Genomic DNA, 13206 nt, shown 5'->3' with positions numbered 1-13206 from the left:
TTCATTCCGCTACATCAGCCTTTTTGCTTCTAACGTCGATTTTGTGGCTGATTATTAAGCGGATGATATCTCTGTCATAAAACTGCTGCCCTGACGCCCTCTGCTGAAACCATTTCAGGTAACCAGCCTCCACGCTCACGTTCTTATGCACAGGGTAGTTCAGGCCCACATAAATCCTGTTCTGGTCAAACCTGTTGTTGGTGATGTTCTCGCCTGCATTGAACATTATTTCGTCGTTCAGCTTTCCTTTTAAAGGCTGCTGCCCGATTTTTACCAAAAGATACTCTAAACTCAGGCGATACCTGAAGCGGTAGTTGGCGGAGTAACCCCCTGCCAGTTCACCATCCGCAGTGTTTCTGAAAAACCTGCGCTCGGCGCGGTACCGGTGCGCTATTCTTAATTTGTTGATAGGCTGTTTGTAATCCAGTTGCAGGTGAGGCCTTAGCTCTGGCACCACCAGGTTCACCGTTGCGCGAGGGTCGTGCGGGCTTTGCAGGAAATAAGCGAAACCAGCAGCAGCCTCCCATCCCTTCCCCAAGCTAAACCGCACCTGCCCTCGCGTCAGGAACTGATGCTGCTCATCCGGGTTAAAGAACCGCCTTTCCTCAACCTCCAGATTTACTGCCCATTGCTCGCTCAGCTCCAGCGTACTATTGTATCCGTACCACACCAATTGCTGGCGCGTCACCTCTTTACCAACATTCTGCGCCCAGAGCAGTGGAGCATGTAACAGCAAGCTAAGTGATACAAGTATGATTTTAGCCTTCATGTCTGTAAAGGTACTACTGTCGTGCATCAAGAAAGAAGCCTGCTGTGGCGCAGTCCAATATTATCCACGTGGAACGTAAAACTCTAAAACGGGAAAAAGAACGGAATGATGATAGACGCCACAATCCAGAGCAGGATGTTGAGGGGCGTACCCACCTTCAGGTAATCTGAAAAACGGTAGTTGCCGGGGCCGTAGATCATGGTGTTGGTTTGGTAGCCCATGGGCGTCATAAAGCTAAGCGAGGCAGCATAGGCGACCGCCAGCAGAAAAGGCCGCACGCTTACGCCAAGCTGTTCGGCTGTAACAATGGCGATGGGAGCCAGCAGGGCCGCCGTGGCGTTGTTCGACATGAAGTTCGTTGTTGAAAACGTGATCAGGAAGAACACTGACAGCAGCGCATGCGGCCCGTACGCGCCCACCCCATAAATCAGGTAGTCGGCCAGCAGCTTGGCAGCGCCTGTTTTCTCCAAGGCTGCCCCCATAGACAGCACCCCGGCCAGCATGAAAATCACCTTCCAGTCGATGGCCTTGTATACTTCGTCTACGCGGATGCAGCGCAGGATAATGAGTAAAATCACCCCCACCAGGGCACTTAGCACAATTGGAACCATGCCTGTGGCAGCCGCTATGATAACGCCCGCACTGATGAGCAGCACAGGAATGATCTTGCCATAGTTAAAGTGGCTGCGCTCGGTTTGGGAAATGATAAGCAGGTCTTCGTTTTGCCGCAGCTTCTCCGACTGAAAGCTGTTCGCCCCGATCAGCAACACATCACCAGCTGATAGCTTTACGTGCGTCGGCTTCTGGTGCACAATCTCATCGCGATGGCGGATAGCCAACACTGAGGCCCCGTGGTTGTACGAGCGGAAATCAAGCTCTTTCAACGATTTGCCCTCCATGTAAGAGTTTGGGGTTACGATGGCCTCGTACAGCTTGCTGTCGCTCATGCTCATGTCCTCGTCGCGAAACTTGCGCTCTGACTTCAGCTTCAGCCCCTTTGCCTGCTTCAGGCTCTTCAGCTTCTCCACACCGATGCGCACTTTCAGAATATCGTTTGCCCGAAGTATCAGGTTTGGGAAAACCTGCAACCGCTCCTTTTCGCGCGTTACCTGCATCACTTCAATGTCCAGGTCGCGCACCAACTCCGACTTCTGCAGCGGCACCCCCACTGAGGGGGAATCAGGGAGCAGGATGATTTCGGTCAGGTAATCGCCCAGGTTAAAATCCTCTGACAGGTTTTCGGAAAGCTTACGGTTAGGGAGCAAATGGCGGCCAATAAAGAACATGTACGCCACCCCCACCAGCAGAAAGCAGATGCCGGCTGGCGCCAACTCGAACATACCAATGGGCTCCTCCCCCTGCGCCTGGGCAATACCGCTAACCAGTATGTTAGTTGATGTGCCGATCAGCGTACAGACCCCTCCCAGCAGCGCACCGAAGCTAAGCGGAATAAGCAGCTTGGAGGGACTTACTTTAATGTCGCGGCTAACCTGTATCACCACAGGCATCAGCAGCGCCACCACAGCGGTATCGTTGATGAAGGCAGATAGAAGGCCTGAGATGAGCATGAGGGCGAGCAGGCACATCAGGTAGTTCTTCCGGCCGATGCGGGTGAGTGCGATGCCGACGCTGCTGAGTGCCCCGGACTTAAAAATAGCGGAACTGATAATAAACATCGATGCCACTGTGATGGTGGCAGGGTTACTGAAGCCTGCCAGCCCCTCCATGGGCGTCAGGATGCCGGTAATCATAAAGAGCAGCATAATCAGGATGGCTACCGTGTCAATAGAAAGGCGCTCGGATACAAACAGTACCACTGCCAGCACAATTATCCCTAACACGGTAACAATCTCGACAGTCATAAGCATGGGTGTAACTGATGGAGCAACGGCGCCTTCCATACTTCCGGAAGCATGGTTTGGCTACGGCATGCATAACGGGTATACTATATAGGCAGTGTACTCGGCGTTATACTTTACTGCTAATGTGTAAGTTACAGCTTATTGACTATTAATCCATATTTCTGCCTCCACAAGAGAGGAGAAGCGCTTGATGGGCATCTGGCTCTGATTAGCCATGTCTTCTATCTGTAGGGAGGCGATATGATCTGCTGGGTCCACGCTGGCGGCCAGCTTTAAGCCAGCTGCTACCAGCAGCTTTTGCGCCTCCACATGCAGGGACAGCACCAGCGGCGGGTGCGTGATCATGGTGTGCAGGTCGAGCAGCAGGGTAAAACCTGGCTTTGTAAGCTGTATCGCTTTTTTAAGATCAGACAAATAAGTGGATGCAACAGATTTATTTTTCCAGAAACCTTTGATGGTCAGGTAAATTCTATTGGAATTATGGTCGTACAACAATTCATAGCATTGGTTATGGGCTACCAATGATTTGGATTTTTCTTGTGCGGTATTTTCGTTAGTTGTGTACATGTATCAACTTATACTTACGTACTTACACGTATATAAACTAGTCTTTTAGCAAGTATAAGTACTAAGTTTACCGAAAAATACTGGGAAAACGCCTTTTCACTAGGGCTCTAAGTAGATTTTTGAACCATCATTCAGCTATATATAGAATTGTACTTATTTAACACAAGCAACAGGATTACATCTGGATAAGCCCACTGATACCGTGCAGCATGCCGTTCTTGAGCTGCTGGTCCGGCTGCTGAATGCGCACGCCATTTACCAGAGTATGGTCTGTTTTGCGGCAGATGGTAATACCGGTGCCGCCAACCGTTTTAAGGGTAGCACCGTCTTTCATATCGCCCTCTTTGTAAGTGCCGGAAAGAATGTGGTTGGATAGAATGGCTCTTAGGCGCTCCGGTTGCTCCTGCATTATACTTTCCAGCTCCGCCTCGGGGGGTGCCAGGAGCGTAACGGGCGCATCGGCCGATAGCATGGGGGCCAGGCCGGCTTTTGTGAGCAAATCAGCCAGCAGGGGCCGCTCCTGTATCACGTGCTGCAGCAGCGATGTGGGTTGCTGTGCCTGTACGTGTTGGGTACAAACTGCAATCAGTACAATTACTATATACTTTATATAGGTATATTTATGGTGCGTCTTCATAGTATAAAAGAGGTTAACTCTCTCTTTTATACGTTGCCTAAGGTAATACAGCCATTCAATGGTTATACTTACCCCTCACTAAAAGTACAATTACAGCATTGCGTTCCTAGAAAAGCCCATCCCAGCTGGCAATCTGCTGAAAGAAATTCGGAAGGGCCTGCGGCACCAGCAGCAGGCTTAGCACAAAACCATAGATGGCACCCACCAGGTGCGCACTGTGGTTTATGTTGTCGCCCATGCGTTTATCCTGGTAATAAGAATAGATAATGTAGAGCACACCAAGCAAAAACCCCGGAAGGCACAGCAGGAAATACAGGCAGATGTCGCTTGTCGGGTAGAAGAGGATACTGGAGAACACCACGGAAGACACGCCTCCCGAAGCCCCCAATGCCCTGTAGGCCGGATCGTTACGGTGCTTGATGTACGTGGGAATGTCGGCGACCACAATGCCCCCGATGTAAACCAGCAGGTACAGCAATATGCCTGTTGTTGGCCCGAAAAGCATCATAAACGTCCTTTCCACGGCATCACCGAAGAAGTACAGGGTAAGCATGTTAAAGAGCAGATGCGTAAAATCCGCATGCAGAAAGCCGGAGGTGATGAAGCGGTACCAGGAATTGTCACGCTGCACAGAAAAGGGATGAAAGATCCACTTGTGCATGATGCCGGCGTTTTGCCAGGCATACCAGGAAATCCCGACGGTAATGATAATAAGGATGATGGTAACGCTCATGCTTTAATTTTGAATAACTGAATTCTGAATAATTGAACAGAGAATTTTGAATGAGTGGATGAGTGACTGTGTGAATATTTGCTCATTTTCAAATCTCCACATATCAAACCAACCTAACTATCCCGCTCCATCAGTTGCAGCGCCAGGCCGCGAATCGTGCGTTTACGGGCCTCCGGTAACTGAACGGCGTCGAAATGCTGCATGGCTTTCTGGAAGTACAAGTCTATCTGCTGCTCGGTTTGCTGGCGGATGCTCAGCTGGTCGTAAATACCGGTGATGGCTTGCACTTTGTCTGCGGCGATGCAATCGTCCTGCTGGTTGCGCCAGTTGTGGATGATGTGCAGTTGCTGTTCGTTTGCCTGCTCCAGCGCTGTCAGCATCAGAAACGTCTTTTTATCAGACAGAATATCACCGCCCACCTGCTTACCGAACTTGCTCTGGTCGCCGTACACATCCAGCAGATCGTCGCGCAGCTGAAAGGCAATGCCGATGTTATCGCCGAAAGCTTTCAGGTGCTCCGCGTCGGCTTCGGGCGCGCCCTGCAGTATGGCACCAAGCTCCAGGCTGAAGCCCAGCAGCACCGCCGTCTTCAGCGTGATCATCTGAATATATTCCTCCCGGCTTACCTGCTCCCGTTGCTCGAAGTTCATGTCCAGTTGCTGGCCCTCGCATACTTCGGCGGCGGTCTGGCTGAACAGCTGCAACACCTTTTGCAGCTTGTCGCTTTCCACACCCAACAGCAACTGATACGCGCGCACCAGCATCACATCACCGCCAAGTATGGCGGTATTGGCATTCCACTTTTCGTGCACGGTCTGCTGTCCGCGGCGCAGTGGGGCCTTGTCCATGATGTCGTCGTGCATGAGCGTGAAGTTGTGGAAAACCTCTACGGCCGCTGCAGGCAATAGTGCCTTCTCCACGTCTTTATCGTACATTTCGGCTGCCAAAAGCACTAATAATGGCCTTATGCGTTTTCCGCCTAAGGCCATTATGTAGCGTATGGGTTCATAAAGCTCTGCCGGGTTTTCACCGTAGCGGAGCGTGGATAAAGTATGGTTTATTTTTTCAGAAAGGATGCTGCTATCCACTGGGTGCTTAATGTTGTTTTAGTGTTTTCACGAGGCCGAGGTCGATGGTACGGTCGTTCAGGTTGGCGCTTTTCACCTCTACCAGCACCTCATCGCCAAACGAGATAATACGCTTCGACTGGCGGCCGATAATGCGGTAGTTGTTCGCGTCCAACTCGTAGTAGTCGTCGTTGAGGTCGGACAGACGTACCATGCCCTCGCACTTGTTCTCCTCGATCTCCACAAAGATACCCCATTCTGTGACACCTGAAACAATGCCTTTGTACTCGTTGCCGATGGTATCCTTCATAAACTCCACCTGCTTGTACTTGATAGAGGCACGCTCGGCATCAGCGGCACGCTTCTCCATCTCGGACGAGTGGCGGCAGCGCTCCTCATACTCCTCCTTGTCTGTAGAGGAGCCACCATCGAGGTAGTGCTGCAACAGACGGTGCGCCATCATATCTGGGTAACGGCGGATGGGCGAAGTGAAGTGCGAGTAGTGGGCGAAAGCCAGTCCGAAGTGGCCTTCCGGCTCGGTGCTATACTTGGCCTTGGCCATGGTTCGGATGGCCAGGTTCTGCAGCACGCTCTGCTCAGGCTTGCCTTCAATATCGGCGGTCAGTTGGTTCAGTTCGTCTGAGATGTCTCCTTCCGGGTCTACTTTGTAGCCGAACTTGCGGGCAAACAGTGCGAAAGTAGCCAAACGGTCTGGGTCCGGGTTGCCGTGGGTGCGGTATACCATGGTTGGGCGCTTTTTGCCTTTGCCTAGGTTGTACACGTACTCGGCCACTTTCTTGTTGGCCAGCAGCATGAACTCCTCGATCAGTTTATGGGCATCTTTGCGCTCCTTCACATACACCGACAGCGGCCTGCCGTTTTCATCCAGGTTAAACTTCACCTCCGTTGTTTCAAACGAGATAGCGCCATTCTTGAAGCGCTTGGCCTGGAGCTTTTTGGCGATGCTGTTTAGAATGTTGATCTCTTCGGAGAAGTCGCCCTCGCCAGACTCAATGCGCTCCTGCGCCTCTTCGTAGGAGAAACGACGGTCGGAGTAAATGATCGTGCGGCCAAACCAGGACTCGTAGATTTTACCTTTTTCATCCAGCTCAAACACAGCCGAGAAGGTTAGCTTCTCTTCGTTCGGGCGAAGTGAGCAAAGGCCATTTGACAGACGCTCCGGCAGCATAGGGATGGTTCTATCCACCAAGTATACCGAAGTGGCGCGCTTAAACGCTTCTCTTTCCAGTTGTGTCTTGGGGTGAACATAGTGCGTTACGTCGGCAATATGCACACCGATTTCCCAGTTGCCGTTCTCCAGCTTCTGAATAGACAGGGCATCATCGAAGTCTTTCGCGTCGGCAGGGTCAATGGTGAAGGTCGTCACATCACGGAAATCACGGCGCTTGGCAATTTCGCCTGCCGTAATTTTCTCTGATATAGAGTCTGCTTCCTGCTCCACTTCTTCCGGAAACTCAAACGGCAATCCGAATTCCGCCATGATGGAGTGAATCTCGGCCTCGTTCTCGCCGGCAGGTCCAAACACACGAATTACCTCGCCTGTAGGGTTCTTATCCGGCTTATCAGGCCACTCCACTATCTTCACGAGCACTTTATCGCCGGAGTTGGCACCGTTCAGGCCCCGCTCTCCCACGAACACATCGAAGTATAGCTTCTTGAAGTCAGGCACCACAAAGCCGTAGTTCTTCGACAGCTCCATAATTCCCACCAACTCGGTGCGGCTGCGCTCCAGCACTTCGATCACCACGCCTTCCTGGCGGCCACCGCGCACGGTCGGAGAAACCTCCACCTTCACGATATCGCCGTCCATGGCGTAGTTCAGGTGCTCGCGGAACACGCGCACGTCTTCCTCGCGGCCTTCCGACACAATATAGGCATACTTGCTGTTGGCCAGATCCACACGACCGGTAATGATGTCCACTTTCAGGTTCATCATGTACTTGTCGCCGTCTACCTGCAGCAATTTATTTTCGTTCTTGAGTGTGTTTACCAGGCTTTCTGTCTGCTCACGGCCGCGCTGGTCGGTAACACCGAGGCGACGGAACAACTGGCGCAGGGTAAACACCGTGTCCGGGCTGCTGGAGAAAATCTCCAGTACCAATGCTTTTGCTGATTTTGGGCCTCCTTTGCGGTCCGAAGAGCCGCCTCCGCGCCGGGAGGAATCTCCCTTGGAGGAGGATGACCGGCCTCTTGAGTTGTCTTTTCCTCTGGATGATGAATCGCTCCGTCCTCTGGAGTCGCTGCGCTTATCACGGCTTTCGTCGCCGCTTTTATTTTTCTTACTTCTCATGTAGCTGTTTAATGCATCTGGCGGCCGCTAATAGTAACAACCGCTTCTATCTTACAAACTTTCGGTTAAATAGTTTTATGTCTATACGCCGGAAGCCGTTGTAAGGCTGAGGTGCGGGTTTATTTTCAGGTGAAGTTATATAGAATTTTCTATATAAATGGGGTTAGAGGAGATTTAAGGGGTTTGTAAAGAGAATGCCTGATGCTGGAGTCTTGTGGCTAATTGATCTTTAGCTTCCTTTAGCTGGCGCAAGCGTCCGCTTGTGTGTTAGACTACCACTGCCATACTTGCATAGCCGCTGCTCTATGCATCATCTTACAATCTATCCTTTCCAGCTACTGTTCATCCTCCAGTTCCCAACTACCAAACGTTTTATTTTATACTTTGGAGCGCTCACGGCCGCGGGACCGAAAAACTCGCATAGGCGCTCTTTTTCGAGGGCCCCTACCCCCACCCAAGGACTGGAATCAGTTCAGTTAGCTACAGCTTTCTCTATACCACTTATGCCAACTCCCCCTTTGAAAGGGGTAGGGGGATGTTTATACTTCTGCGGAAAATTCCCCTCCTTAAACAAGGAGAGGCTAGGGGTGGTTGGACCACAGCAGCTACAGAGCAAAACCGTTGCTACTTAATCCTGCCCATTATCTAATCCTGTAAATCCTGATTTGGACAGGATTACAACCCCGCCTTCATCCGCTCCCGCTTCTCCTGCGCCCTAACAATATCTTCTGGCTCTCCTTTTGGAATGGCGCTGATGAGGGTGCGGGTGTATTCCTGCTGCGGGTTTTGGTAGAGTTGGTCTGGTGTGCCGCTTTCCACGATCTGGCCTTTGCTCATCACCAGGATGCGGTCTGACATATACTTGGCAACAGAAAGATCGTGGGTGATAAAGATGTAGGTAATCTGGAACTCCTGCTTGAGCTTGTTGAGCAGATTCAGCACCTGCGCCTGCACCGATACATCCAGCGCCGACACCGATTCATCGCAGATAATGCACTTTGGCTGCAGCGCCAAGGCCCGGGCTATACTTATGCGCTGCCGCTGACCGCCAGAAAACTCGTGTGGATAACGTTGGAAGTGCTCAGGCAGAAGCCCCACCTTCTCAAGCAGTTCCATCACTTTTGAACGGCGCTCTTTGTTGTTGGCGTACAGGTTATGCACCAGCATGGGCTCCATTACGGCATCTCCTACGGTGTGCATTGGATTCAGGGAAGCGTATGGGTCCTGGAAGATCATCTGAAAATTGCGGCGGCTCTTGCGCAGCTCTTTCGGGTTGAGTTGGGCAATGTCCTGCCCGTTGAAAATGATGCGCCCTTCCGTTGGCTCCACCATGCGCAGCAGCGCACGCCCCAACGTCGTTTTGCCACAGCCCGATTCTCCTACCAACCCGATCGTCTCACCGGGTTGCACGTTAAAGCTCACACCATCCACCGCCTTCACGTAATCGGTGGTGCGGCCGAAGAAGCCTTTCTTTATCGGGAAGTATACTTTCAGGTTCTCGACCTGCAGCAAGGGTGGCTTCTGCTTGTTTTCCCGCTCCTGCTTTATCTCTGTTACGGTGCCGATGTAGTTGTTTACCACATCTACCAGCGAAGGCTCGTATACCTGCTTTTTCTTTTCGATGATGTTGCCGCGTTCGTCTTCCTCCATGAAATCAGAGACGGTGGGAAGTATGGATTGAGCTTTGGCAGACAGCTTGGGGCGGCAGGCCAGCAAGCCCTTAGTGTAAGGGTGTTGCGGGTTCGTGAAGATGTCCATCACCTTGCCCTGCTCCACCAGTTTGCCTTTGTACATTACCAGAATGCGGTCGGCTATTTCGGCTACAACTCCCAAGTCGTGGGTGATGAAGAGTACGGCGGTGTTCTCCTTCACCCGCAGCTCATCGATCAACTGCAGCATGCGTGCCTGCACCGTTACGTCCAGGGCGGTGGTGGGCTCGTCGGCGATAAGGATGCTGGGCTCGCAGGCCATGGCCATGGCAATCATCACGCGCTGCTTCTGCCCACCAGAAATCTCGTGTGGATAAGCGTCGAATATTTTCTCGGGCCTTGGCAGTCGCGCCTTCTCAAACAGTTGAATGGTACGCTCTCTGGCCTCTTTTTTTGACAAATCAGTGTGCAGCAGCAGCACCTCGGCCACCTGTTTTCCACAAGTATAAACCGGGTTCAAAGATGACATCGGCTCCTGGAAAATCATACTGATCTCGTTGCCGCGTATCTGCTGCATCTGCTTTTCGGGCAGCTGAACCAGGTCTACCTGCCCGAACTTTTCGGATTGAAAGATGACCTTCCCTCCTGCTATCCGGCCTGGCGGCGTGTTAATCAGCCGCATCACCGACAGCGACGTAACCGACTTTCCTGACCCGGATTCTCCTACGATGGCCACTGTCTCGCCCGGATAAATTTCGAACGACACTTTATTCACAGCCGTTGTGGAGCCGCGGTGGGTGGAGAAAACAGTTTCTAAGTCTGTAACCTGAAGTATGGGAGTGGGAGTTGCCAAAGGTAAATAGAGTTTATGCTTCTGGTAAAAATAGGGCTTTTTGTGATGCGCTACTCAACGGAAACAGAAATCTGCTTGCCTTTAAAACTATAAGCGTATACAATGCCTGCTCCTTCTTTCAAATAGATACCTTCTATGTAATCTAATTCTGGGTAATGGTTGCGGTAATAATCATCTTCTGGCCTATATTGATTCGGAAAGTTAACATATAGGTGATACACATTTTCGTACTGCACCCCATCCAGGACTACAGTTGGTAAAAACTCCTGCTTGTAAGTATAATGATCTATGGGAGCGGTTGTAGCCTCACTAAATAAAAAGGTACGAAGTGTTTCATAGTTACTGATGCTCGTTGTACCAGACACTATCGGGTTAGGAAACTTGTTGTTGTATCCTACTGTTAGCTCCAGCACATCACCCACATTATTTTTGTCAATTGAACTGTTGTAACGATCTGTGCTTGCATCTTTTCTGTATGTTAGCGCAATTCTTACCGGATTCTGCCCTTCTACCTGGCCTGTAAATACTTTCTGTTCGGCTGTATAGAATTCGTTACAGGAGTTAAGGTCGAACTTGCCGCTGTAGTTTATCTTCTTAACCGGAATTACGACTTCTGTGCTTCCTTCAGGATTTACGTAGCGCATTTTCTGCTTAGCACCATCCATAGCTATGTAATAGCTTATGCCTGGTGCTGGCTGGGAAGGCAAGAAAGTGACTAACTCGTTCGTGAACTCCAGTTTGCCCAGGTCCACATCATCGCAGCCACACGAGTAAAGTGCCACAGAAAGCGTAGTAACGGCTAAAAGTTTAGCTAATTTCATTGTCAGATATAACGTATGTTTTTACAGCAAAAGAGCTTTAAATATATTTAATTACATGAGTATGTCTGCTATTCTCAAGTACTTAGTTTTCAAAGATTCATCTTCTGTAATTACACATTTTTAAAGCTTTACTCTTCATGCAAAACAACCACTCTCACAATATTATCTAAAGTCTTTGAACCAACCTTTTGGTATCGCCATAGTTAGTTGACTATTTAGAGTTTAAAAACGAGCAAACACTACACTTTATGATCAAAACCATCATCTTCGATCTTGGCGCTGTGCTGATCGATTGGAACCCGCATTACCTGTACCGCAAACTATTTAAGGAGGAGGCAGAGATGCTGCACTTCCTGGAAAACATCTGCACCCCCGATTGGAACGAGGAACAGGATGCCGGGCGCTCACTGAAAGAAGCCACGGACATGCTGGTGGCGCAATACCCGGAGCAGGAGGAAAATATCAAAGCCTTTTATGGCCGTTGGGATGAAATGCTAGGCGGTGCGATTGAAGGCACGGTGGAGATATTTCGCGAGTTGAAGGACAGCGGCAAGTATAACATCTATGCTCTTACCAACTGGTCGGCAGAAACATGGCCAGTTGCCGTAGAACGCTTCGACTTCTTGAACTGGTTTGATGGTGTGGTAGTGTCTGGCACCGAAAAAGACCGTAAGCCGTTCGATTCATTCTACCACACACTGCTGAACCGGTACGACGTACAGCCATCCGAGGCACTGTTTATAGATGACAACCTGCGCAACATCAAAGCAGCCGAGAAATTGGGAATAGAGTCAATCCACTTCACGTCGCCGGAGGAGTTACGGAAGGCGTTAGAGGAGAAGGGAGTTCTGTAGTTCAGAAGTCCTCGCAGCGTGCGCAGTTCCATTTTTTTATTTTGAATGAGCGATTGGGTGAATGAGTGAATTTTTACTTGAGGTTTTCAAGTTTGTCATCCTGAAAGGATCTTGTGGGCGAGCCGCAACTGCTTTTGCACTCCGCCACCAAGATCTTTCCAAGATGACAGAAAGGGGAGCGGGATTCACTCATCCACTCATTCAAAATTCAGTCATTCATAACTAGCACCAGACGCTCGCGGGACCTTCGGACACCGAGAGGTCTTAACTGAATCGTGAGGTGGTTGCACTTTTGTAAAACAGCAGCGGCTGCCTTATTGGGGCAGCCGCTGCTGTTTTTATACTTTACAGGCCTTGCTCTTTCTCCATCATAGACCTGTGCGCTGGTTCTGGTTCTTCTCCGAAGAATCGTTTCTGGTTGAAGAGAATCAGCAGCACGCCTACAAAAATGGCAGAGTCGGCCACGTTGAAGATTGGCCAAAGCGACATGGGCTTGCCACCTAACAGCGGTACCCACTCCGGTACAATGCCTTCCCATATGTCCACGTAGAACATGTCGATCACCTGCCCATGAAACCAGGGCGTAGATGAGCCATAGGGTGCGTTATCAAACCAAACACCGTAAAAGGTACTGTCGATCAGGTTGCCGACAGCGCCTCCAAGTATAAGCGCGATGCACCAGACCAATCCTTTCGGTGCTTTGTGGCTAACCAGGTAGTACAGGTAATAGCCGATCCCGAACATGGCCACCAGGCGGAAAAGCGTCAGCATGAGTTTCCCATACTCAGAGCCCAGCTCCACGCCGAAAGCCATACCTGGGTTCAGGGTGTAATGCAGCTTCAGCCAATCGCCGAGAAGCACGATTTCGCCGGGCATGCCCATCTCCATGTTGTAGTGCACGAGCAGCTTCACAGCCTGGTCCACCAGGATAACGGCCAACGCAGCCAGGTAATATTTCAGGTATTTCATATCTGTTGGTTAAGCAGCTTTTAACAACATGCTAGCGTCTAAAATCTAACGTCTAGCATCTACTATCTAAAATAGCTGCTGCAATATACTTCTTAAAGTATAAAAGCACCCGTA

At 50.6% G+C, this 13206-nt stretch carries 11 protein-coding genes; 1 reads left to right on the top strand and 10 read right to left on the bottom strand.

Annotated elements, in window-relative coordinates; genetic code table 11:
* Nucleotide 1: 1 nt before the first annotated feature.
* The 9 genes from A0W33_RS08580 to A0W33_RS08540 all read right to left on the bottom strand — a co-directional run bounded on the left by A0W33_RS08580 (nucleotide 2) and on the right by A0W33_RS08540 (nucleotide 11269).
* Nucleotides 2-769: a DUF2490 domain-containing protein gene (locus A0W33_RS08580; protein ID WP_068837770.1), complete on the bottom strand. Its 768-nt coding sequence runs from the start codon at nucleotides 767-769 to the stop codon at nucleotides 2-4.
* Nucleotides 770-852: 83 nt separating this feature from the next.
* A complete protein-coding gene (locus A0W33_RS08575; protein ID WP_068840016.1) occupies nucleotides 853-2631 on the bottom strand; it encodes an SLC13 family permease in 1779 nt (592 codons plus the stop codon).
* 138 nt (nucleotides 2632-2769) lie between these two features.
* Complete coding sequence (locus A0W33_RS08570; RefSeq protein WP_068837769.1) at nucleotides 2770-3198, bottom strand: hypothetical protein; 429 nt, start codon at nucleotides 3196-3198, stop codon at nucleotides 2770-2772.
* A gap of 175 nt (nucleotides 3199-3373) precedes the next feature.
* Nucleotides 3374-3835: a fasciclin domain-containing protein gene (locus tag A0W33_RS08565; RefSeq protein ID WP_068837768.1), complete on the bottom strand. Its 462-nt coding sequence runs from the start codon at nucleotides 3833-3835 to the stop codon at nucleotides 3374-3376.
* A 106-nt stretch (nucleotides 3836-3941) separates the two neighbouring features.
* Nucleotides 3942-4568 (bottom strand): rhomboid family intramembrane serine protease, encoded by a 627-nt coding sequence (locus A0W33_RS08560; protein WP_068837767.1) that lies wholly within the window; start codon nucleotides 4566-4568, stop codon nucleotides 3942-3944.
* A gap of 113 nt (nucleotides 4569-4681) precedes the next feature.
* On the bottom strand, nucleotides 4682-5656 hold the full coding sequence (locus tag A0W33_RS08555) for a polyprenyl synthetase family protein (protein ID WP_068837766.1): 975 nt from the start codon (nucleotides 5654-5656) through the stop codon (nucleotides 4682-4684).
* Nucleotides 5657-5663: 7 nt separating this feature from the next.
* Nucleotides 5664-7946, bottom strand: coding sequence for a ribonuclease R (rnr, locus tag A0W33_RS08550; RefSeq protein WP_068837765.1), 2283 nt, complete (start codon nucleotides 7944-7946; stop codon nucleotides 5664-5666).
* A gap of 675 nt (nucleotides 7947-8621) precedes the next feature.
* Nucleotides 8622-10448: an ABC transporter ATP-binding protein gene (locus tag A0W33_RS08545; protein WP_068837764.1), complete on the bottom strand. Its 1827-nt coding sequence runs from the start codon at nucleotides 10446-10448 to the stop codon at nucleotides 8622-8624.
* Nucleotides 10449-10498: 50 nt separating this feature from the next.
* The gene (locus A0W33_RS08540) at nucleotides 10499-11269 is read right to left on the bottom strand and encodes a hypothetical protein (protein WP_068837763.1); all 771 of its coding nucleotides are present in this window, start codon (nucleotides 11267-11269) and stop codon (nucleotides 10499-10501) included.
* Between the two features lie 248 nt (nucleotides 11270-11517).
* On the opposite strand from A0W33_RS08540, the gene A0W33_RS08535 reads away from it, so the two are divergent.
* Complete coding sequence (locus tag A0W33_RS08535) at nucleotides 11518-12123, top strand: HAD family hydrolase (protein ID WP_068837762.1); 606 nt, start codon at nucleotides 11518-11520, stop codon at nucleotides 12121-12123.
* A 345-nt stretch (nucleotides 12124-12468) separates the two neighbouring features.
* Here the strand turns inward: A0W33_RS08535 and A0W33_RS08530 are convergent, their stop codons facing one another.
* Entirely contained in the window at nucleotides 12469-13092 is a 624-nt protein-coding gene (locus A0W33_RS08530; RefSeq protein ID WP_068837761.1) for a lipoprotein signal peptidase, read from the bottom strand.
* Nucleotides 13093-13206 lie beyond the last annotated feature (114 nt).

It is taken from the genome of Pontibacter akesuensis (assembly GCF_001611675.1).
GTDB lineage: Bacteria > Bacteroidota > Bacteroidia > Cytophagales > Hymenobacteraceae > Pontibacter > Pontibacter akesuensis.
This window is presented reverse-complemented; position numbering and strand designations above follow the sequence as displayed.

Coding starts and splice junctions, on each gene's coding strand:
- A0W33_RS08580 (WP_068837770.1), bottom strand. CDS start 769: ATGAAGGCTAAAATCATACTTGTATCACTTAGCTTGCTGTTACATGCT.
- A0W33_RS08575 (WP_068840016.1), bottom strand. CDS start 2,631: ATGACTGTCGAGATTGTTACCGTGTTAGGGATAATTGTGCTGGCAGTG.
- A0W33_RS08570 (WP_068837769.1), bottom strand. CDS start 3,198: ATGTACACAACTAACGAAAATACCGCACAAGAAAAATCCAAATCATTG.
- A0W33_RS08565 (WP_068837768.1), bottom strand. CDS start 3,835: ATGAAGACGCACCATAAATATACCTATATAAAGTATATAGTAATTGTA.
- A0W33_RS08560 (WP_068837767.1), bottom strand. CDS start 4,568: ATGAGCGTTACCATCATCCTTATTATCATTACCGTCGGGATTTCCTGG.
- rnr (WP_068837765.1), bottom strand. CDS start 7,946: ATGAGAAGTAAGAAAAATAAAAGCGGCGACGAAAGCCGTGATAAGCGC.
- A0W33_RS08540 (WP_068837763.1), bottom strand. CDS start 11,269: ATGAAATTAGCTAAACTTTTAGCCGTTACTACGCTTTCTGTGGCACTT.
- A0W33_RS08535 (WP_068837762.1), top strand. CDS start 11,518: ATGATCAAAACCATCATCTTCGATCTTGGCGCTGTGCTGATCGATTGG.
- A0W33_RS08530 (WP_068837761.1), bottom strand. CDS start 13,092: ATGAAATACCTGAAATATTACCTGGCTGCGTTGGCCGTTATCCTGGTG.